The following is a 21917-nucleotide window of genomic DNA, read 5'->3' as shown; positions in this document are numbered from 1 at the left end:
ATGCCGCAACGCAAGCGCGCGGCCATCCCGGCCGCACCCCACAGAAGCCTCATCGAATGGATCGAGAACGATGGCAACTCGACCGATATCTCCCAGCCTGCCTGCAGCAGCCAAGCCCAGGCGCTCCATGCGCGGATCCTCTCCGATCCCAGCAACGGAAACCGCGAAACCCCCGAACCGCTTGCATCCCCATCCGGCTTGCGCCTCCCGCCGCTCGGTTGATCTTGCGGGGCGTGTCGTCGCGATCTCGGCGGATGTCCCCGCGATATTCGATGCGCCGCTGCCGCCACATCACAAGCTGATCGGCCGCTGGGTCGCCGCGCGGGAAACGTCGTCGGAACTGTACACGCGCGCGGCTGCCCGTCGGCATATCGAAGGCGTTTTCAACGCCGCCGTGCTCAAAATCCTCGATCCCATTGAAATCGCCGATTTCAGGGTTGCCGTCATTCTCAACGAAGAGGACGGCACGCCGGCTATTGCCGTGATCTGCCACAGCCTGGGCCAGATCGACCTCGGGTGGATCGAAACCGGCAATGCCCCCATTTCGTGGCGCGCCGCCGCGTACAGGGCGCTCGAGCAGTGCCTCGGCCGTGTCCTTCCGATCTTCGGCTACCGGGATCTCTTCAACGAGATTTCAATGTACTATTGGGACGGCGAGATCGACGACGAGGGCGCCCGCCAAAGCCTGATAGCCTATCACGGGGCGGGTGCAGACGAGCTCGATGAACTCACGCTGCCGTCCGAGATGAACGCGCGGCGGCCCGAATGGATGATCGAGGCAAACGCGGCGCCACCGGCGCGGCTCCCAGCCGGTCTGCGGCAGAAGCTGGCGAGATTGCGCACGGCGCATAAGGCCGTCGGCTCTCTCCGGCCCGAACGCAACGCCTGGGACTTCGATTTGCAGGTCGCCTACGACTATATCCCCGGCATCGAGGAATGCTCGTCCCTCCCACCACTCACGCTCGTTCCCTTCGACCACTTCGCGCGCGAACTGGATGACGTCGGCCGCAACGGCATGGAGATGGGCTTCATGGAGGTGGCCGGGCTCTGCCCACTGCCGGATGCAAACCACATCGACGACTGGTTCGCGTCGCTGCGGCTCGGCGCGGAATTCCTGCTCGCAGCGCAAGAGCTGATCCAGCTCGATCCAGCCCAATTTTGAGGTATCTCATGTCCGAACATTCAACCCAGTTCGAAGCCGCTGGCGGCGGTCTGGTCCTGAGAGGAGCGATCCTGCTCTACCGCAGCGAGGGTCCGCGTAATTTCAGTTCCCATGGTCCCCATCGCGGGGATGCGGCGGCGTTCGCCAGCATGCACGCCGTCGAGCATGACGAGGAGGGCCGGCCGACGATTGCGGCGGGCGTCCCGTTGTCGCGCGCGCATCTGCGGCAATGGACTGAAGCCCTCGGGCGGACGGTCCGGCCGGAACTTCTTCCGGAAAACGTGCTGGTCGCTCACCCCGACATGCTCGCATGGTGGGTGCCGGAGCAGGTGCGTCCGGCCTATTTCGACCTGTCGACGCGCTTGGCGGGGCTTCGGGTCCTGACGGAACGAACCGTCGTGCCGGTCCCCTATCCCGCACATCTGTTCATCGCCACCCGGTCGCGTCTCGGCGTGTACGCGCTTCCTGTGAACGAGCGCCCCACTGCCGACACCCGCGTGCTGCACTCACCTATCCTCAATGTCTTCGTCAACGGCTCACTTTGCTGGGGCAATATCCCGATACCGAGAGCGATCGCCATCGCGTCCATTCCGGAGTTCGAGCGAGCGGTGTTCGACAGCTGGTCGACGCACCCCAATCCGGGACAGGAGTTCACCGTCAGCGGCAAGGGCGGCCTGGTCAGGCTCTGGGACGATCTTGCCGCCCGCCGGGCGAAGCGCTTTCCGGTCGGACGTCTCAAGGCCTTCGGCGCCGGCGCCCGAGGGCCTGCGCGCCGAGCCTCGGTCGAGCCGATGACCGTCGGCAAAATCATCGGAGGCGCGAAATGACGACCCTACTCGCCGACGATCCCACGGCGGCCGCGCTGCTTGCCGATGTGCCCTGCTATCCGGTCCCGCTCCAGGGAGGATCGCCCGCCCTCGACGCGCTTCGCGCCGCTCGCGTCGGACACGGCCTCGCCGTGGGGAATGACGGCGTCCTGCTGATTCTGCGCCGTCCATGGCTCGCGCTCGACATCCCCGTCACGCCGCCGATCGCCGCGCACCTTCCTTATGGCAGTGTCGGCGGCCCCAAGGCAGACCTGCGCTGTGGATTCATCCCCAGCGAACATCTCGCATCGATCCTCGATTTTCTACGCGCCGCTCTGCCGAATGAGGCGGCGGCATTCGTTCTCTGGAACGAGGCGACGCGGGAGTTCGCCGTGGAATTTCCCGTCATTGACGAGGCCACGCCCTCGCGCCTCGTCTACCGCACGCCGGTCCTGTCGCCGGACTGGCACATGATCTGCGACATCCACAGTCACGGGGCGGGCGCATCCTTCTTCAGCGCCACCGACGATGCCGACGACGCGCATGCGACGAAGATATCGCTCGTGTTCGGCCGGTTGGACCAGCCCGACGGCCCCACGAGAGCGTCGCGCCTCTGCGCGGGCGGCATGTTCATTCCGCTGCCGCGCAGCCCATTCGCAGGAGACCATCATGCCGCCTGACACCAGCGACCGCCATTTTCTTCCAGCCGCATTCGGCGACCGCATGCTTAAGGTTCTGCTCATAGGCTGCGGCGGCAACGGCGCACAGATGCTTATGGGACTCGCCTCGCTCGACACGGCGCTGCGCGCGATCTCCTCGCGATCGCTTCATGTCACCGTGGTCGACGACGATATCGTCACCGAGGCCAACCTCGGCCGACAGCCCTTCTTCCGCTGCGACCTCGGCAACCCCAAAGCGCGGACGCTGACCGAGCGGATCAACCTCGCGCATGGCCTCGCCTGGAAGGCGGTTCACGGACGCGCGCCCGGCAAGATCGGCGTCGAAGGCGCCGATATCCTCATCACCTGCGTCGACACGGCCTCGGCCCGCCGTGCGATCGGAGCAGCACTCGCCGAGGAAAGGAACATTCCCGCCTACTGGATGGACCTCGGCAATCGCGCGAGCGACGGTCAGTATCTGATCGGCTGTCCGGGCCGCGCCGCGGCCAAGGATCGCCCACGTCTCCCGACCGTGCTCGAATATTTCCCCGAGCTCGCCGACGACGGCGTGCCCGACGACAATGCCCCATCGTGCTCGGTCGCGGAGGCGCTCGAACGCCAGTCGCTGTTCGTCAACCGCGTCATGGCGAGCCACTCCCTCGCGCTGTTGTTCGATCTGCTTGGCCGCGGTTCGATCGGCCACGCCGGCGCCTTCATCAATCTCGCGAGCGGTCAGGCCGTCCCGATCCCGCTTCCGCGCGGCGACTGAGACTACCTGCATTGCCCTGTGCAAGCCGGTCCCATGCCGGCCCAAACCGCACGTCAATCCGGCGGAGCGACGGAAGAATCTTGCCCCCAAAAACCCACACAAAGGAGACCATATATGGCTTCAGTTCAGGAAAATGGCTGGACCCTGCACTATACTATTGGCCGCGTGCTGGCCGCCAAGGTGAGGCCGGGTGATATCGTTCACATGCCGGGCGGGCGCGGCGATTTGATGGTGCTCGGCGGGCGCGCCCCTCAGCGCGCCAACGACCGCGGCAGCGTGCTCGTGCGTGATCCGCTCGCCGAGTCCAGTGATGGCATGGAAATGCCACTCCGCGCATTGGGGATGGTCTGGATCAGCGCCGCCGGTGGCTGGTCGGAGATACTGGCGTGAGAGGCTATCATGTCCATGTCTTTACGACGATCAGGGTCAAGGTTGCGGTGACCGCCGAGGATCATGCGGACGCCATGCGGCAGGCTGACGCTATTGTCGGGTGCGGGATTTTCCCTGTTCGTCTGTTTCCGAATGTCGCTGCCGTGCTGTACGCGGAGCCAGCCGAGGAGGTCACCGGCTATCTGGTCGACGAAACGGACGATCCCGAATTCGAGAACAGTCGCTCCTACGATGCCGAATACCGTCCTTGCGGCGCGGACGACAGTTCGGGCTGCCCCTGAGGAAGGGGAGAGGGGATGGGGGAGGTGCTCCGCGTGATGGAGCAATCTGGAGAACCCCCATGCAAATCGAACTTCGGCGCATCTCCTATAGTGCCGCGCTATCGCAGGAAACCGCTGCTTTTACCGCAGAGGTCTGGATAGACGGCGAGCTTGCTTTCCATGCGCGCAACCAGGGATCGGGCGGGGCGGACTTCTATCATCAGGTCGGCCGGTGGACAGAAACCGACGTCGATGCCTGGCTCACGGCCAACCGACCGCCGCGCTGCCTCGGCGATATCGCCTGCGATCATGATCTCGAGATCGAGGTGAGCGATCTTCTCCTTCGCGCCGTCGAGGGCCGCCGCCTGAAGCGTCTGCTCCGCACTAATCTGGTCACGATTGAGCGTGATCAGATACTGCAATATCCGCTGCGCAAGCGGCCACTCGCGATCGTTGCCCGCGCCGTGCGCGCCACCAATCCCGATGCCGTCATCGTCAACGACGCCGGCGACGATGTGTTCGCGCGCGCCCTGGCCGTGCTGCTCGCCAGCCGCTGACACGCCGGATCGGAGATCGCCATGACCGACAGCTTCGATCCCGCCGATGCGGGATGCTGGATGGCGCACGGCCGTCCGGCCCACCAGGCGCATGCGCTCGCCGACGCCTGGCGCCGCTTCCCCGATCTGCCGAACGACGCGCCGCTCGACGAGCGCATGGCGCGTGCCCGCGAGCGTGTCCAGGCGCTTCGCCCGCTCAACGAGGCGATCCGACTGGAAACCGAGCGCCAGCGCACGGCCGCGAACTTCGCCTGCATCGAATGCCAGATCGCGCAGGGCAGCACTGACAGCCGCAATCCCGCCATTCTTCATGCCCGCGACGTTCATGGCTATGGTTGGGACGCTGCGGTTGCCTATGCCGATGGGAAGTATGCAGCCGTCGCGGGCTGGCCAGCGCGCCCACCGTCGCCGTCCCGCGCTGAGCAACAGGATGTTCGCCCGCCGGCATACCAACAGGGATTTCTCGATGGCGGCGGCCAGCCCGATGACATCTTCGACGTCGCGCGACGATCTTTCGCCGCCACGCCGTCCGAGATCGACCGTCCTGACAACCCGCGCGTCGCACGGCCGCTTCCCAGCCAGTGGCCAAGCCCGACCGACATGCCCGCGCCCGTATCATGGCAGCGGCGCCTGCTCCTGCTCGGCGCTTCGGAACGCGAGGCAGGGACGATTGGAATCCTCGCAATGCTGCGCGAACGGCCTGGACATGAGGCTGCGCCGCTGTTTGTGGTCGACGCCGAAACCGGGCTGCATCCGCCATCGGGTTTGCCGGCCCCGCCGCCCGGCGATGACGCCGCGCTCCGCCAGATCCTGCGCCAGGGCGACTATACCGATATCCTGATCGTCGCCGACCACGCGGAGCTCGCCCGGCTCGATGCCGACGCCGATATCCTGCCACTCGCGCGAACGATGGAGCGAACCCGCAATTCGGTGCTCCAGCAGCGGGCGCAGTTCCGCCTCTGGCTTGCCCGCGGCCGTGCACCCGATGAACAATTCGCTGCCGGCCACATCCGATGGAGCAAAATGGCCGCCGGGCTCTCGGGACGCCTCGGCGATTTCACCGCCCGCTATGCGGGGCCGGCTAGCCCCCGCGGCCACCGCATCGTCGTCGAGGACGCAAGCGGCGACCTCGCGCGTGGCTATCGCACCCCGGTCGGCCAGGAACTCCATCCCGAGATCGTGATCGGCAACAAAGCGCATACGCGAACCGCGATGGCCGACCTGTTGCGCCAATATGCCGCGTCGCTTCGTCTGGGCTGAACCAACGCCGGACCCGACGCCCGGCGCGAGGCTCCGCGCCACGCCCTGACACCCGACCCGCCTGACATCCGACCGGGCCGCCGCGCCGTGCCCGCAAGACCACCGAAAAGGAAGCATTCCATGCGAAACAGTGCATCCGCGCTGGCTCTCCAGCTGTGCCTCGACTTCGACCAGCCGGTCGCACCAGCCAAGCCAGTCGGACCCGTGGATCCGGAGCCGACACTCTTTACGGCAACCATCGTCGATACCGCCCGACCTTCGGTCGAGGCAGCTATCGACTTCTCCTTAGCCGCGGGACGGACCCTGGCGCCCTCATGGAAGGAACGCGCACGCGACAATGTCGAGGCGATCAGGCTGCTGAACCTGCTCGATCGAGAGCAGCGGTCTGCATCGCCGGCCGAGCAGGAAGCGATTTCCAGGTTCATCGGCTTCGGCGCGTCGGAACTTGCCAACAACATGTTTGCCCGTCGCGAGCATGAGTTCCGCGAGGGTTGGGAGGAACTGGGGCAGTCCCTGGTCGCCGAGACGACCGATGTCGAACTCCAGTCGCTCAAACGCGCGACGCAATATGCGCATTACACCCCCGAATACATCATCCGGGCCATGTGGGACGCTACCCGGACCCTCGGCTTTGCCGGCGGGCAGGTTCTGGAACCGGGATGCGGCAGCGGCCTCTTTATGGGGCTCCGGCCGGATGCGCTGTCCGAGGACACGGTGTTCGTGGGCATCGAGAACGATCCCGTCACCGCGCGGGTCGCAAGCGCGCTTTATCCAAACCAGGTCATCCGCTGCGTCGATTTCGACAAGGCATCGCTGCCGGACGACTTCGACCTCGCAATCGGCAATCCGCCCTTCTCGAACCTCACCATCCAGAACCGGACCGAGCTCGGGAAGCTTGGCCTATCGCTTCACGATTATTTCATCGCCAGATCGCTCGAGCATCTGCGCCCCGGCGGCATCGCCTTGTTCGTGACCTCACGCTATTCGCTCGACAAGAGCGATCCCAGGGCCCGCCACCATATCGACGGCATTGCCGATTTCCTCGGCGCGGTGCGCCTTCCGGGCAAGGCGATGCGACAAGAGGTGGGCACAGATGTCGTCGTCGATATCCTGCTCTTCCAGAAGCACACCCCCGATGCCCTTCCGCGCACACAGAACTGGATCGAGCTGGCCGAAATCCCCGACAGCGACGAAGGTTTCGGGCCGCTTCGGATCAACCGCTACTTCCTCGACCATCCCAATCATGTGCTGGGGCGCCACGAATGGCGAAGCGGGCAGTTTGGCATGGACTATAATTGCGCAGCCGAGCCCGACGTAGACCTCCCGGTCGCCCTCGCGGCCACATTGTCCGCGATCGCGTCGAAGCACGCAGGCGCCTGCAAGCCGATCGAGCGCGCGACCTCGCTGCGCGACACGCTCAAAGTCACGCAGGATGTGCAAGTCGGCACCGCCGCCGACGAAGCCGAGTTCAAGGAAGGCAGCTATCTCGTTTCTGGCGGCGTCCTGCATCAGATCGTGGGTGGCATCTCGACCGTCGTCGGCGTCAAATCCGGCCGCGGCGGCACCGGCCTGTTTCCCAAGCACGCCGCCATCATCAAGGCCCTCATCCCAATCCGCGATACGGTCCGCGCGATCCTGCGCGCGCAGCTCAATGACCGGCCCTATGCCGCACTTCAGGAGACGCTGCTCAACCACTACCGGCAATTCGCCAAGAAATATGGGCCGATCAACCGCACCATCACCAGCATTCGTACCGATCCGGAGACAGGGGCCGAGAAGGAATATCAGCGCCGCCCGAACCTTCAGCCTTTCCTCGACGACCCGGACGTTTGGCTGGTGGCTTCGATCGAGACCTATGACGAGGCAAGCGATGCCGGCACGCCCGGTCCGATCTTCACCGAGCGCGTCGTCAAGCCGCCGGTAACCCATGAAATCCACTCGGCGCAGGATGCACTTGCGCTCTCACTCCATGAGCGCGGCCGCGTCGACGTCCCCCTGATCGCCGGCATGCTCGGCGTCACCGAGGCCGAGGCGCTCGCCGATCTTGCGGGTGATATCTCTCTCGACCCCATCCGCAGCACACCGCATTTCGATCACTGGGTCACGGCCGACGAAGTTCTTTCGGGTCCGGTCCGCACCAAGCTCGCCCTGGCGCGCGAGAAGGCCGAGACCGATCCACGATTCCTCGCCGTCGCAACCGCGCTCGAGGCTGTCCAGCCGGTCGATCTCAAGCCGAGCGAGATCACCGCGCGCCTCGGCGCCCCCTGGATTCCGGTGGACGTCATCGAGGCGTTCATCCTCGAAATCATGGAGGTCGAGACCCGGATCCTGCATACCGTGGAGCTTGCCAGCTGGACGGTCGACAAGGCTCCGTTCGCAGGGCACGTCAGTTCGACCTCGACCTGGGGCACGGCGCGCCGCGGCGCCGCGGACCTGCTCGAAGATGCGCTCAATTCCCACATTCCCAAGATCTACGACGTACACCGCGAACCGGACGGTTCAGAGCGCCGCGAACTCAACGTCACGGATACCGAAGCCGCGAAAGAGAAGCTTGCGAAGATCAAGTCGACTTTCGAGACCTGGGTCTGGCAGGACAGCGAACGCGCCGACCGGCTCGTGCGCATTTACAACGACGCCTACAACAATCTCGTGCCCCGGAGCTTCAACGGCCAGCATTTGAAGCTGCCGGGCGCATCGACCACGATCCGGATGCGCGATCACCAGAAGCGCGTCGTCTGGCGGATCATCGCTTCGGGTTCGACCTATGTCGCCCATTCGGTCGGGGCGGGCAAAACCTTCAGCCTGTGTGCCGCCGTGATGGAGCAGCGCCGCCTCGGCCTGGCCAACAAGCCGATGATCACGGTGCCCAACCATTGCCTCGCGCAGATTGCGCGCGAGTTCCTGATGCTTTATCCGACCGCGCGCATCCTGGTCGCCGACGACACGAACTTCGTGAAGGAAAAGCGACAGCGGTTCCTGGCGCGGGCGACGACGGGCAATTGGGATGCGATCATCATCACGCACGATGCATTCAAGTTCGTGCCCACGCCGTCATCGTTCGAGAAGAAGCTTATCGAGCACCAGCTCGACAGCTACGAGGTGCTGATCACCGGCATCGACAGCCAGGACCGCGTCTCGCGCAAGCGCGTCGAACGCCTGAAAGAGGGACTCAAGCAACGGCTGGAGAACCTCCAGTCCCGTAAGGATGACCTCGTCCATATTGGCGAGATTGGTATCGACCAGATTGTCGTCGATGAGGCCCAGCAGTTCCGCAAGCTGACCTTCGCGACCAATCTCGGCGACTTGAAGGGTGTGGATCCGGTCGGCTCGCAGCGTGCCTGGGACCTCTTCGTGAAGAGCCGATATCTCGCCGGGACCAATCCCGGACGCGAACTGATCCTCTCTTCCGGTACTCCGATCACCAACACGCTGGGCGAGATGTATACGCTGCAGCGTTTCATGCAGCCCGACGAGCTATACGCCAAGGGCCTGCACGAGTTCGACGCCTGGGCGGCCGCGTTCGGGGACACACGCACCGAACTCGAATTGCAGCCTAGCGGCAGCTACAAGCCGGTCACCCGCTTCTGCGAATTCGTCAACGTCGCCGACCTGATGGCGATGTACCGCTCCGTCGCCGACGTCGTGCTCAAGGACGACCTGCGGCAATATGTTCGGTTGCCCACCGTCAAGGGTGGAAAGCGGCAGATCATCGTCGCCAAATCGGGCGCGCCGTTCAAAGCCTATCAGCGCGTGCTCGCCCAGCGCATCAAGGCCATCGAGAATCGCAGCGGGCGCCCGCAAAAGGGCGACGACATCCTCCTGTCGGTGATCACCGATGGCCGCCACTCGGCGATCGACCTGCGTTTCGTCGACCCGATGATGGGCGACGAGGAGGGCAACAAGCTCAATCTCCTGATCGAGAACGCCTACCGCATCTGGGAAGAGACGGCCGACCATCGCTACATCGATCCCGAGACCGGGAAACCCTATCCGCTCCCCGGTGCCGTGCAGATGATCTTCTCTGATCTCGGCACCGAGGCCGCGCTCGAAACGCGCGGCTTTTCCGCCTATGTCTGGATCCGTGATCGCCTCGTCGCGATGGGTATTCCCGCCGACCAGATCGCGTTCATGCAGCATTACAAGAAGAACAGCGCGAAGCAGCGCCTGTTCAACGACCTCAACCAGGGGCGCAAGCGGTTCGTCCTGGGGTCCACGGCGACCATGGGAACCGGGGTCAACGCGCAGCAGCGCCTCAAAGCCTTGCACCATCTGGATGTGCCCTGGCTGCCGTCCGATATCGAGCAGCGGGAAGGGCGGATCGAGCGGCAGGGCAACCAGAATGACGAAATCGAGCTTTACGGCTACGCGACCAGCGGCTCGATGGATGCGACCAACTGGCAGATGCTCGAGCGCAAGGCACGCTTCATCAACATGGCCATGTCGGGCGACCGCTCGATCCGCCGGATCGAGGACGTCAGCTCCAACGTCAACCAGTTCGCGCTGGCCAAGGCTCTCGCATCCGGAGACGACCGGCTGACGAAAAAGGCCGGGCTCGACGCCGAGGTCGCACGGCTCCTGCGCCTGCGGGATGCCCATACCGACGACCAGTATAATATTCGCAGGACCATCACGCGAACGACGCGCGAGATCGAGGACTGCCACAAGCAGATCGCCAGACTGGAGGCCGATCTTGCACGTCGTGTTCCCGCGAAGGCAGATGAGATTCTGTTCGATTGCGACGGCACGATGATCACCGATCGCAAAGCCGCCGGCGAACGGCTCCTCGGATATGCGCACCGGATGCGGAAGGGCCGCACGGAGGTTCGCTGGACGCTGGGCACCTTCAACGGCATCGGCCTGGAACTCTCCGGCTACGAGGCCCTGAACACCGATGGAAGGCGCTACCTCTGCACCGTGATCGCGGTGCAGCACCACGGCGAGCACTCCGAATTCGAGGTTACCGAAAAGACGCGGCCGGGCACGGCGATTGGCCGGATAGAGTCTTCCATCCGCGATCTCGACACCGACCTCGCCGCCGTCAGAGCCAGCCTTGAAGCCAATGAACGCCGCCTCCCGGCCTTCGAGGCGCGCCTGGGGCAGATATTCCCCGACGCTGCCTTGCTCGACGAGAAGCTTAACGAACTCGCCGAACTTGAGGCCGAGCTGGCGAATACCAAGGGGGAATTCGAACCGGGGAACGACGATGCAGCGTCCTCGGCGGAATCCGAAAACCACGATGGCACGCCGGTGCCGCAAGCGGCCTGAGCCTATCCGCACGGCGCCGCGCAGCCGATCCGCGACCGCCGCCTTCCGCCCGCACATTGAAGGATATCGCCATGACATATCATACGCTAACCGCGCATCGCGCGCTGCTCGAGCGCGCCAGGGTGGCCCTTGCCACCGATTGCGAAGTACCCGCCGACAGGGCGGAGATCATAGCCGATCTCGACGCCGCGATCGAACGTATCGACCGGACCCCGGTTCCCTGGTCCATCCCTGTCTATCTCGCCACCATCGGCCATGGCCATGGAACAACTGTCCTCGCCGCCGTCAGTCGCAAGGGCTTGATGAACCAGGTCGCGGTCTTCTGCCGGGCGCAATGGGGCGAGATCAACGACAGCCGCGATCCCACCCGAATCGAGGATGCCATCGTCGTGCGCGACTATTTCAACCTTCATCCCGAGGACCAGCTTCTCAGCCGCATGGAATGGATCGATCCGGACCTCGGCTACGATCCCGAGCGTCTGGAGATCGGAAACTATATCGCATTGTCGTCGTCCCACGTTTCATGGACGACGACCCTGACGATCGACGAGTGGATGACATGCGAACCATCCGACCGCCCCGTCAGCATTGCCGATACCCATTATGGCTGGGTGATTTGCGCCACGCCGTCGTCGTTCGGCGTCCGGTCCGCGATTCCAGGCGACCTCCTCGCCGTGCTGACATTCGCGCGGGAACAGGGGTGCGACTATCTGATCCTGGACCGCGATGCCTCCGCGACCGACCGGCTGCCCTCTTTCGAATGGTGACAGTCCGGCGGGAGAGAAGGGGGAGGGAGTAGGCAGGCCTGTTCAAATGGACCCCGGACCATCACGGCCGAGTGTCCGCGGGACAGGCCCCCCTTTTCCCGGAGGCTTTTCCCATGACAATCCCCAGATCCGCGCCATGGACGGCGCAGGAAATCGCTGCGCTGCGCGCCTATTATCCGACCGAAGGGCACAATGTCGCGCGGCGGCTGCCGGGCCGGAGCGTGCATGCCCTTCAGGTCAAGGCCCACAAGCTCGGCCTGAAGACCACCCATAAAAATCCCGCGCCGAAGCCGCGCCTCCAAGGCGAAGCCGTTGAGGAAGCCATCAGGCTGCGCGAGATCGAAAACTGGTCGTTCAGCGCGATCGGCAAGCATTTCGGCGTCTGCGAAGCCAGCGCCTGCAACGTGGTGACGATGGCCCTGTGCGTCCGGCGCGGATACCGCCCTGCGGAGCGCGACCAGCATGGCCGCCTGACGGCCGAAGGTATCGAGCGGCTGCGCTACGCGTTGAAGAAGGGCTTCAAAGGCATCGAAATCCAGCTGCGTCTCGGCGTGTCGGCGGCCTGCGTATCCGAGCAGCGCCGCCGGTACAACCGTGACCTTCTGGCACGCGGCAAGGCCCCGCTGCCCCCGCCCGGCGGCGGTCAGGCCTATAGCGGCGTCAAGCTGTCGTCGGCGAAGCGCAGGCAGGTCGAGGACCGTTAGCGTCCGCGCTCGTGGTGTAATTTCCGGTGTAGATTGAGGTGATCGCATGGTGTGGGGCATGCCCCACCCCATGCGATTTCGAACTCGGTGGCCACCGGGCTCATCGGTAAGGTGGAGTTACCACACTTCACACGCCCACCGAGGAGTTGATCCCGATGACCGACGACAGATTACCGCTTGCCGAACTGATGGCGAAGACCGGAGACACAGATTTCCTGCGCACAATCGCCGAGAGCGTGCTGCAGATCATTATGGAGGCCGATGTCGATGGCCTGGTCGGCGCAGGCCGCCATGAACGATCGGGCGAACGCACGACCTGGCGCAATGGCTATCGCGACCGCAGCCTCGATACCCGGCTCGGCACGCTCAACCTCAAGATCCCCAAGCTGCGGACCGGCGCCTACTTTCCCGGCTTCCTGGAGCCGCGCAAGACTGTCGAGAAGGCGCTGGTCGCAGTGATCCAGGAGGCGTGGATCGCCGGGGTCAGCACCCGGCGCGTCGACGAGCTGGTGCAGGCGATGGGCATGACCGGCATCTCCAAGTCCTCGGTGTCAAAGCTGTGCAAGGACATCGATGAACGCGTTCACGCCTTCCTCAAGCGACCGCTTGCCGGCGACTGGCCCTACCTCTGGCTCGATGCCACCTATCTGAAAGTGCGCGAGGGCGGACGGATCGTCAGTGTTGCCGCGATAATCGCCGTTGCCGTCAACACCGAGGGCAAGCGCGAGATCGTCGGCCTGCACATCGGCCCTTCCGAAGCCGAGCCGTTCTGGTCGACCTTCCTCAAGGACCTTACCCGCCGCGGCCTGACCGGCGTGAAGCTGGTCATCTCCGATGCCCATGAGGGCCTCAAGGCGGCGATCACCCGCGTGCTCAGCGCCACCTGGCAGCGCTGCCGTGTGGGGCTGTTGAAAAAGCCATGCCGCTGTGATTCACTTCGAAATATCGGCAGTGGGAGGCGTCAATGCTTGGGGAGCGGCGGCCTGAACAGTACGAGTTCTTCGCTGGCAGTCTTCGGGATCTAATCCCGGATGATCACGTCCTGGCTAAGGTGTCGCGGGTGCTCGACCTTTCGTGGCTCGCGGATGACGTCGCCGATCTCTATTGTGCCGACAACGGCCGCCCCGGCATAGCGCCGGAAACCGCGGTCCGGCTCATGCTCGCCGGGTTCCTCCTCGGCATCGTGCACGACCGCAAGCTGATGCGTGAGGCGGCGGTTAACGTGGCGATCCGCTGGTTCTGTGGCTTCGGCCTTACCGAACGGCTGCCTAATCACTCGAGCTTGACCCGCATCCGGCAACGTTGGGGCGAACAGCGCTTTCGTCGTATTTTTGAGCGCACGGTCGAGGCATGCGTCTCAGCCAAGATCGCCAAGGGAGAGGTTGTCCATATCGACGCTTCGTTGATCCGCGCTGACGTCAGCTGGGAAGCTCTCGCGACCCGCTGGGTTGACAAGGTTGGCGCGGAGAACCCGGCCGAAGAAGCCGAACGCAACACCAAGAAAACCGGAAAATACAAGAAGATCTGCACCACCGATCCCGAGGCCACAATGGCGACTTCCGGGCGCAATCAGCGACTTGAGCCCGCATATAAGCAACACACTGCGGTGTGCGATGTGGCTGGGGTGATCATCGACGTCGAAATCACTACCGGCGAAATCAACGAAGGCAACGAGCTCATCTCGACGGTCGATCGGATCGAGGCAACAATCGGGACCCATATCGAAATAGTCACGGCCGATGCCGGATACGCCTACGCCAAGGTCTACGGCCAGCTGGAACGTCGCGATACGAGCGCCGTCATACCACCCAAGCGGGAACCAATCCGTTCGCCCGTCCCAATGCGTCGGTTCCGCTATGATGCCAAGCACGACATCCTGAAATGCCCTCGTGGCAAAAAGCTCAAGGCGGGACGCAGGATCAAACACGGCCGCTTCTTCACTTCGCGAGCGAAGGACTGCCGACGCTGCAATCTTGCACGCCTGTGCTTATCGGGTGGGCGCACCAACAAAGCGGTAGTCCTTGGCGACGATTATCCGGCGCTGCTGCGAGCCCGACGCCGACGTGAACAATGGAACGAACGGGATAAAGCACTCTACACCCGCCACCGATGGCGGGTCGAAGGCATCCACGGGGAAGCAAAGGTCCAGCATGGACTTGCACGCGCGGTTCGCCGTGGTCTCAGCAATATGAAGATCCAAGCCTACCTCACCGCAGCAGCAATCAACCTGAAGCGGCTAGCCGCATTCGTCGCTGCTTTGCTCTGTCGTCTGGTCGCCGATATCTTGAATGGGCCCGATCGCGGACCAAACAACTGCAGCTACGCCGTGGTCGGTTGACCAAAGAAGGCATTCTTCAACAGCCCCCGTGTCCACTTCATGCGCAACGCCCTGGCCTATGTACCCAAGGGCCAGAACACTGTCGTCGCGGCCGCCATCCGCCAGGTCTTCCTCCAGCCCGACCATGCCGCCGCAACGCAAGTCTGGCGTCAGGTCGCTGATCAGTTGCGCGCCCGCTGGCCCAAGCTCGGCGTGTGCATGGACGATGCCGAGCATGACGTCCTCGCATACATGACCTTCCCCGAGCAGCACCGGGCCAAGCTTCACTCCACCAATCCGCTGGAAAGGCTGAACAAGGAAGTGAAGCGCCGCGCCGATGTCGTCGGCATCTTCCCGAACGAGGACAGCATCATCCGCCTCGTCGGCGCAGTCCTCCTCGAGCAGAACGACGAATACCAGCTCCAGCACCGCTACATGCAAATCGAGGGCATGGCCGCCCTTGCCACATCAACAACAGAGGAGGTTCAGCCGCTACAGATTACACCCAAGGCCGCCTGAAAATGCAGCCCGATGGCCAGCACCGAAATTACACCACATTGACGGACGTGACCTCGAGGACCTGTTCCGTGAGGGGCTTGGCACACAGAAGATTTCCGAACGCACCGGCGTGTCGAGAACGAGCTGCACGCGCATCAGGACCCGACTCTTTCGTCGCCTGCGCCGCAAAGGCGAAGCTCTCCCCGGATGCGATTCCGCCGGGGTCCGTCATGTCCATGCCGAAAGCATCCGTTTCGTCACCGATGAACAGAAGGCCCTGCTGCGCGCGGCCCTCCTCGATCGCACGCCCGTCCAGCGCGCCGCGCGCGAACTCGCGATCGGCGCCTCGACGGCCTATCGTCTTCGCGACGCGATCGCCGCCGAACTGGCCGGCGAGGGCCGGATCCTGCCGCCGCCCAGGCGCCCTGGCAGGGTTCGCCGTGAGCCCGCGCGCGATTCATCCTGGCCTCCGGCTTCACCTCAAGAGATTTACGCGTTTCGGCGCCTCCTCGCCACCATGGGCTTCGCCGAGGCGAAAACCTATTGGCAGGATAGCCGGCGGCAAGCCGCAAGGGCTGCGCGGGAAGCCGCTGCGACGCGCCGGCTCACTTTCGAGGAGCAGCTCGCCAGAGTCGGATCCGGCGAACTGCGCATCACGCGCGGCTTCGTCCGGAACCATCTCGAGCCGAGGCTTTCGGAGTCCTGGTGTGCCGAAGCGAGATGCTGACCTTGTTTCGAGTGGTGACCATCCGGTCGGAGGGAAGGGGGAGGGATTGAGGCGGGCGTGCTGATGCGCTCGGATTTCAGGAGCAGCCTCCCATGTCCTATGATGTTTCCCTTCGGTTTCAACAGGCACTCGATCCCTCGGCGCTGACCACGCTTGCCGGAGGGCTGAACGCTCTGGTCCAGGCGATCGACGAGTGCCAACGCAACCGAGCCGATCCGGAGCGCGATCCGGCAGTCCTGCTGTTGGCGCGGCATCTCGGCGATATCGCCGTCGAGAACCGTCCGTCCCAAGCCGAGCTGCGCCGCGCCTGCATCGAAGCTGTCGGCGCCGTCGTACGCACTCCGCTACTGGTCACGCTCGCTCGACGCGGCGTCAGCTATGACAATGACGCGAAGGACGCGTTCCATAGGGAAGGACGCAAGGCCATGACGCGGCTCGCAACCGCCCTCCGCCTCCAGCGTGGCCAATTCCAGGTGCGCTCCAACATGGCGGGGATCGCCGTTTCCGGCGAAATCATCCTTCACAGTGATGAGGTCTACGTCCAGCTCAGCATCGGCGGCATGGGCCCCGGTCGTGAAGTGATGTTCCGCCGTGTCGCCGGTCGCAAGGACTACTGCGGGGACCGCAACCATTGGGGCGACATCGCTGAATTGATGGCGCCGGACACCTTCGCGGCCCGCATCCGCCGCGAACTGCATCTTTCCGATCCCGACACCGCCCCGGCGCGGCTCCTCGCGTGAGGACAATCATCATGGAAATCATCGTCACCCGTTCCCGCATCGCGGGGACGCTCCCTCACTATGTCTATCGCGCGCTGGTCCCTGTCGACAGGGTATCGTCCGAACGCCGGAAACTTACCGGCACGGTTGCCGGACCCACGATCGTCGGTCGGATCCCATGCGTCCGCATCGGCCCGCTACTCGCACCCGAGCGCTTTTACGAGATGGCGCATCACGAGCGAAGCGGACTCGCTCCGCGCATTGGCGCGCTTGCTCGCCGGATCGAGACGCTGGTGATCCGAACCAGCTTTCCCGAGATGACCGCCGCTTCCACGCCAATCGTGTTCCAGCTCGACACTGATCTGGGCGATGCCTGCATCTGGAGCGATATCGACGACCTGACCGCCGCTTTCGATCGTCTCCAACCCCGATCCGACCATCTTACCAGCGCCGATCTCGGACTTCGCCATAGCGATGGCCGCCGCGCCGCCTGATCGCCGCCACTCATCCCGTCATCATTCATTGCATGGAGACTCAGCCATGGACATTTTCGTCGTCACCGGAACACATTTCTCGCAGCCCTACACAGTCACGAGCTATCACGCCGACGAGCGCGTCGCGGACGTCGCCGCCACCGATCTGGTGAACTTGCTGCGCGCCGATCTCGATCCTGAGACCTTGCCGCCGGTCGATGCGAGCAACTGGCGACTGGGGCTGGTTGCGGCCCAGTGCCGGCGGCTCGCCATACAAGGCATCGATGTCGGAGATATAGACCACGACGCCTTTGCCGACACCGCCGGATTCGACGTGTGGGTTGAAAAGGTCGAAGCCCGCGGGCTATCGGCGCTCGCCGTCGACGATCGCGAACTGGCCACTGTCGTTGCCGCCTTGCGCGGACATCAGCGCCGAACTTGCCCGCCCGATCTTCTCGACATCGCCACCAACGGCGGCGCCTATGTGCCGCTGACCGACGATGAGATCGATGGCCTTTGCGAACGGCTCAGTTGCGGCACGCTAACCCCACAGGACGTCAATGTCGTGGTCGAGCTCGATGGCGGTCTTGTCGAGGGAATCGTCGCCGACCGGCCGATCAAGGTGCGCGTCGTCGACTATGATGTCGAAGGCGCCGATCCCGATGGCCTCGTCTTGGTTCCTCAGGACAAGGGCGATTCCATTCCGGCGGCCGCAAGCGGTTGGGGCGTCGACAGCATCTGCGTTGATGCGGAGTGGATCACCCGGCTCGATGCCGCGATCGCGTCCGAGAACTGAACCGTGCCGCAGTTCCATGTCGACGCGTCCTACCGCACGCGGGGCGGCAATATGGCGCTCTGGTCGACCTCGATCCTGGCGGCGGACATGCGGTCTGCCCAGCGAGAAGCGTATCGCGCGATCACGTCCCGGCACCGCGGTGCCACGAAAATCGACCTCAGGATCGTGGTCGACCCACTGTCGTCAGGCCCGGATCACAGCCCGGTGGTTCCAGGCCGCCTCGCGATGACTTCCGTTCAGAACGACCGCTGACACCGTCGGCCTGTCTTCCCGTCACGAACCTCCAATCGCCCGCACGAAACGGCAGCGCGAACAGCAGGAGATTTTTGTCATGACCGTTATCGGACACAATCACATTCGCAGGGTCGAGAGCTTCGATGGCTATGAGATTCTCGCCCACCCGCTTCCCAGCCGCGACGATCGTGTGTTCCACCGTGGCGAGTCCGACACCTCGCGCGTTTCGATCACCTACGCATCGCACGATGTTCGGATCGCCCGACCGACCGGTATCGGAAGCAAGGGCCGGCTCGCTATTCTCATGCACCATGGGGGCGGACGCCATGTTCTCGAATTCTACGAAAGCGCTTTGCCGATCGCCACTGCGATCCTCGCCCTTCCGGAACGCGAGCAATATGCCCTCGCATATACGATCTTCGAGCAAGCCGATGAATGCTCCGACGGCGCTCGCGCGGCCGAGGCGAAGCGATGGGCCGATGCGTTCGTCGACGGCCGTATCCGCAAGCGCCGCAGCTGCGGCAGGCGCTACGTTCATATCGAAACGCCGGATGAGAAGGCACGTCGACTTTCCTGACCCGGCGCAGGTTCAGGTTTCCGCCGGAAAGAATGATCGCCTGTTCGCCGCCAGGCGATCTCCCAGATCATCACACCAGCCAGGAGGACATGCCATGGATCGCCTGCCTTCGCCGGCGAGCATCTGCCAATTGCCCGTCATGACCAGCACCGATGCCGAGAGCATCGGCTTTGCCATCTTCAACCATGTCCCGACGCTGCCGATCGACATTCCGGATGGCGGCTTCACCGTGAGTGCGAAAACCAGCGAGGGGCTGCGCGTCACGTTCTATTTCGGACCTTCCCGGACGGGCGGCCCGCCTTGCTTCATCGATATCCAGTACCACGATTCGGGCATGACCGTGCCCGATGGCGGCGGCTCGCCAGCACCCGTGTTCGAGATGTTTACGATCGCGGAGAAGGGCTGCCACACCTACGACAGCCGCGAATCCGATGTGTCCGAAAAGCCGTCGATCGCTGTCCTGCTGCTCGGCAAGCCCAGAGCTACGGACCCCTAACCGTAATGATCATGGCGCGCATATCGGCCGCCGAAAAAACGACCTGAAGGCGACCTTCCCGAAATTTCCGGTGCGAATGGTCGGGCGCACCGGATCGTATCGTCCGCACCGCGGGCTGTTCCCGACGACCATCCCTCCACAGTCAGGAGCATTTGCATGAAAACCGACGATATCGACACCGCAACACCCGAGCAGCTTGCGCCGGTCCTCTTTGCCGCCCTTCAACGCCTGGGCCAGCTCGGCCGCACCGGGGCCGTCGCGCTCGCCGCGCTGGTCGATGACGAGGATGCCGATTTCGAGGAAGCGGCCTCGTGGGTCGGTGACATCGCCGCGGGAGACCTGCGCGAATAGTTCTCCACCACCGACATTTCTACCCACTCACGAAGCCCGGCCATCGCGCCGGGCTTCGTGATTCTGGGAAATGCAAATGCACCGATCTGCCCCGGCACATGATGCTGGCGGGCGCTTGAAAGGACCATCAATGACCAGCTTCACCGCGACATACAGCCCGGAGGACAACAAGATCCGCCTCTATGCATCGTCCCGCCTCGATGCCGAGACCTATGCCCGTGTCAAGGAGGCGGGCTTCAAATGGGCTCCGAAACAGGAGCTGTTCGTGGCTCCCAGATGGACGCCGCAGCGCGAGGATCTCGCCGTCGAACTGGCGGGCGAGATCGAGGCCGAAGAGATGACACTGGCCGAGCGCGCCGCACTCAAGGCCGAGCGGCTCGAAGGCCTTTCGCACAAGCGGCATGCGCAGGCCAATGCCTTCGCTCGCCGCGCTGACGAGCTCTCGCAGGCGTTTTACATGGGCCAGCCCATCCTCGTCGGCCATCATAGCGAGCGCCAGGCGCGCAGGTCCCAGGAGCGCATGCACTCAGCCTCGACCGCCGCCGTGAAAGCTGAAAAAGCGGCGAACTACTGGCTGGGTCGCGCGAGCGGCGCGGAGCATTTCGCCAACATGAAGAACGAACCGCGCACGCGGGCCAACCGGATCAAGACCCTGCTCGCCGAACTGCGCGACCTCCAGCGTGGAATCAACAGAGCCCATGCGGCACTGGCGATCTGGGAGGAGATCACGACCGACGAACAGATCCGCCACGCGCTCGGCAACATGGATTCTCGCATGATCTGGTCGAACTACGATCTCTACTACAAGGTCGATAGCGGCGAGGTCACGCCAGCCGATGCCCGGCAACTTTGTATCGAGGGCGCAATGCTGGCCGTCGACGGCCCCAACCGCCGCCGCTGGATCGAGCATATCCTGCACCGGCTCGCCTTCGAGCGTTCCATGCTGGGCGACGTGCCGCGTTATGACGGCGAGCTGACCCCGGTCATCATCCAAGCCTTCGCCCGCGAGCATGGCACCGAAAGCCCCAAATCCACCGTGATCGACGCCGAGCGCCTCCTGCTCGAAAGCCCGGTCCCGCTCCCGGCGCATATTGCATCGGATACCTCCCTCGAGCTGAGCGAGGACGACTGGCGCGACCTGATGCAGGCGTGCGGCTACACAGTGCCGGAGAAGAAGGCCCGCCGGGCCTCGGCCAAGCCGGACACCGCGCCGCTGATCAATCCATCGCGCGAACAGGCCGAGCAACTCCAGGCGATCTGGAACCTGCGCATGGTCGCGGCCTGCAAGGGCAAGCGCAGCACCGCCAAGCCCAACGAGGTCTACGCGACGACACAGGCCACCTATTCGGCCAATTCGAAGGGCGACTACGATCCGTTCAAGACCGTCGAGATCGCCGCCGACGGCCGCCGCGTGCGAATGGAATGGAAAGGACATGAGCGCGTGCGCTCCGGCGAACCTGTCGCCCGCATCCGCATCTCGGCGATCGGCGGTGAACTCTACAAGCCCGACGCGGTGGTGATCATCACCGACAAGCCGACCAAACCGCTGCCGATCGACCTCGACACCCTGGAGACGGGCGCCCGCCAAGCCGCGAACGAGGAGGCCGCAGCATGAAAACCGGCGTCTATTCCTGGCCCGCAGAGCCATCGCCCATCGCGGTCCCGTGGCCCAGCGATCTTGAGAAGGTCGAGATCACGCCCGCTGCGCAAAACCAGGACGGCGCCATGCAGGCGGCCACTCTCGAATCCGCGCTCGAAACCGCCGCCTGCCTCTGGGAGGCGGTGCTGACATTGCGCGATCATCCCGCCACCGATCCGGACGCCATCGCCCTGGCGCTTGCCATCAGGGAAACCTGCAATGCCGTCGGCACGGCTGACGTGCGGTTGACCGTCGTGAGCTGGGCCAGTGCCGTCGAGGCGGCCTGGAGCGCGGTCGCTGACAGCTACGACCTGTGTTTCGACTGGGACTTCGTGCCGGACTGGATCATCGACCATATCGACTGGTCCGATCTCGCCCATCCCACGATCAGACCAGAACCCGTGCCGCAAGATCCCGATCCCGCGGCGACCAACGAACCTGTTGCCGCCCCGCCGCCCAGCTTGCAGCCCTCTGCAGACGAGAGGAACTGA

General features: G+C 64.2%; 23 protein-coding genes and 2 pseudogenes. All 25 read left to right on the top strand.

Annotated features, from left to right (window positions below; all coding sequences use genetic code 11):
- The 25 genes and pseudogenes from DM450_RS26180 (at window position 1) to DM450_RS25800 (ending at window position 21917) form a co-directional block, all read left to right on the top strand.
- Window positions 1-222, top strand: coding sequence for a hypothetical protein (locus tag DM450_RS26180; protein WP_260610343.1), 222 nt, complete (start codon window positions 1-3; stop codon window positions 220-222).
- Window positions 182-1162, top strand: a complete 981-nt coding sequence (locus DM450_RS08740) for a hypothetical protein (protein ID WP_260610342.1) — start codon at window positions 182-184, stop codon at window positions 1160-1162. The genes DM450_RS26180 and DM450_RS08740 overlap by 41 nt, the downstream gene beginning before the upstream one ends.
- An 8-nt stretch (window positions 1163-1170) precedes the next feature.
- Window positions 1171-1989: a PRTRC system protein B gene (locus DM450_RS08735; protein WP_142634094.1), complete on the top strand. Its 819-nt coding sequence runs from the start codon at window positions 1171-1173 to the stop codon at window positions 1987-1989.
- Complete coding sequence (locus DM450_RS08730) at window positions 1986-2648, top strand: PRTRC system protein A (RefSeq protein ID WP_142634092.1); 663 nt, start codon at window positions 1986-1988, stop codon at window positions 2646-2648. Before DM450_RS08735 ends, DM450_RS08730 begins: the two co-directional genes overlap by 4 nt.
- Window positions 2638-3396: a PRTRC system ThiF family protein gene (locus tag DM450_RS08725; protein WP_142634090.1), complete on the top strand. Its 759-nt coding sequence runs from the start codon at window positions 2638-2640 to the stop codon at window positions 3394-3396. Before DM450_RS08730 ends, DM450_RS08725 begins: the two co-directional genes overlap by 11 nt.
- Window positions 3397-3510: 114 nt before the next feature.
- Window positions 3511-3786 carry a hypothetical protein gene (locus tag DM450_RS08720; protein WP_142634088.1) on the top strand — a complete coding sequence of 92 codons (276 nt, stop codon included), beginning with the start codon at window positions 3511-3513 and terminating at the stop codon, window positions 3784-3786.
- Window positions 3783-4067 carry a hypothetical protein gene (locus DM450_RS08715; RefSeq protein ID WP_142634086.1) on the top strand — a complete coding sequence of 95 codons (285 nt, stop codon included), beginning with the start codon at window positions 3783-3785 and terminating at the stop codon, window positions 4065-4067. The genes DM450_RS08720 and DM450_RS08715 overlap by 4 nt, the downstream gene beginning before the upstream one ends.
- A 59-nt stretch (window positions 4068-4126) precedes the next feature.
- On the top strand, window positions 4127-4603 hold the full coding sequence (locus tag DM450_RS08710; protein ID WP_142634085.1) for a hypothetical protein: 477 nt from the start codon (window positions 4127-4129) through the stop codon (window positions 4601-4603).
- Window positions 4604-4624: 21 nt separating this feature from the next.
- Window positions 4625-5863, top strand: coding sequence for a hypothetical protein (locus DM450_RS08705; RefSeq protein ID WP_142634083.1), 1239 nt, complete (start codon window positions 4625-4627; stop codon window positions 5861-5863).
- A 120-nt stretch (window positions 5864-5983) separates the two neighbouring features.
- Complete coding sequence (locus tag DM450_RS08700) at window positions 5984-11128, top strand: helicase-related protein (protein ID WP_142634081.1); 5145 nt, start codon at window positions 5984-5986, stop codon at window positions 11126-11128.
- Window positions 11129-11199: 71 nt separating this feature from the next.
- Window positions 11200-11895, top strand: coding sequence for a hypothetical protein (locus DM450_RS08695; protein WP_021243925.1), 696 nt, complete (start codon window positions 11200-11202; stop codon window positions 11893-11895).
- Window positions 11896-12008: 113 nt separating this feature from the next.
- Window positions 12009-12599, top strand: a complete 591-nt coding sequence (locus DM450_RS08690) for a hypothetical protein (protein WP_260610341.1) — start codon at window positions 12009-12011, stop codon at window positions 12597-12599.
- 155 nt (window positions 12600-12754) lie between these two features.
- Window positions 12755-13501 (top strand): annotated as a pseudogene (locus DM450_RS08685) (IS256 family transposase); the annotation flags it as partial.
- A gap of 62 nt (window positions 13502-13563) precedes the next feature.
- The gene (locus DM450_RS08680) at window positions 13564-14937 is read left to right on the top strand and encodes a transposase (RefSeq protein ID WP_234792435.1); all 1374 of its coding nucleotides are present in this window, start codon (window positions 13564-13566) and stop codon (window positions 14935-14937) included.
- Window positions 14938-14964: 27 nt separating this feature from the next.
- Window positions 14965-15435 (top strand): annotated as a pseudogene (locus tag DM450_RS08675) (transposase); the annotation flags it as partial.
- Window positions 15436-15544: 109 nt separating this feature from the next.
- Complete coding sequence (locus tag DM450_RS08670) at window positions 15545-16141, top strand: hypothetical protein (protein WP_185928740.1); 597 nt, start codon at window positions 15545-15547, stop codon at window positions 16139-16141.
- Window positions 16142-16233: 92 nt separating this feature from the next.
- Complete coding sequence (locus tag DM450_RS08665) at window positions 16234-16881, top strand: hypothetical protein (RefSeq protein ID WP_021243927.1); 648 nt, start codon at window positions 16234-16236, stop codon at window positions 16879-16881.
- Window positions 16882-16892: 11 nt separating this feature from the next.
- Complete coding sequence (locus tag DM450_RS08660; protein WP_021243928.1) at window positions 16893-17354, top strand: hypothetical protein; 462 nt, start codon at window positions 16893-16895, stop codon at window positions 17352-17354.
- Window positions 17355-17400: 46 nt separating this feature from the next.
- Window positions 17401-18129 carry a hypothetical protein gene (locus DM450_RS25805; RefSeq protein ID WP_021243929.1) on the top strand — a complete coding sequence of 243 codons (729 nt, stop codon included), beginning with the start codon at window positions 17401-17403 and terminating at the stop codon, window positions 18127-18129.
- A gap of 3 nt (window positions 18130-18132) precedes the next feature.
- On the top strand, window positions 18133-18381 hold the full coding sequence (locus DM450_RS08650) for a hypothetical protein (protein ID WP_021243930.1): 249 nt from the start codon (window positions 18133-18135) through the stop codon (window positions 18379-18381).
- A gap of 79 nt (window positions 18382-18460) precedes the next feature.
- Window positions 18461-18940 carry a hypothetical protein gene (locus tag DM450_RS08645; protein ID WP_021243931.1) on the top strand — a complete coding sequence of 160 codons (480 nt, stop codon included), beginning with the start codon at window positions 18461-18463 and terminating at the stop codon, window positions 18938-18940.
- 94 nt (window positions 18941-19034) lie between these two features.
- On the top strand, window positions 19035-19436 hold the full coding sequence (locus tag DM450_RS08640) for a hypothetical protein (RefSeq protein ID WP_021243932.1): 402 nt from the start codon (window positions 19035-19037) through the stop codon (window positions 19434-19436).
- Between the two features lie 156 nt (window positions 19437-19592).
- Window positions 19593-19787, top strand: a complete 195-nt coding sequence (locus DM450_RS08635) for a hypothetical protein (protein WP_021243933.1) — start codon at window positions 19593-19595, stop codon at window positions 19785-19787.
- Between the two features lie 130 nt (window positions 19788-19917).
- Window positions 19918-21402: a DUF3560 domain-containing protein gene (locus DM450_RS08630; RefSeq protein ID WP_021243934.1), complete on the top strand. Its 1485-nt coding sequence runs from the start codon at window positions 19918-19920 to the stop codon at window positions 21400-21402.
- A complete protein-coding gene (locus DM450_RS25800; protein WP_021243935.1) occupies window positions 21399-21917 on the top strand; it encodes a hypothetical protein in 519 nt (172 codons plus the stop codon). The genes DM450_RS08630 and DM450_RS25800 overlap by 4 nt, the downstream gene beginning before the upstream one ends.

The organism is Sphingomonas sp. IC081 (assembly GCF_006874585.1).
Classification (GTDB): domain Bacteria; phylum Pseudomonadota; class Alphaproteobacteria; order Sphingomonadales; family Sphingomonadaceae; genus Novosphingobium.
Note: the sequence above shows the minus strand (reverse complement) of the source record. Positions and strands in the feature narration are given on the sequence as shown.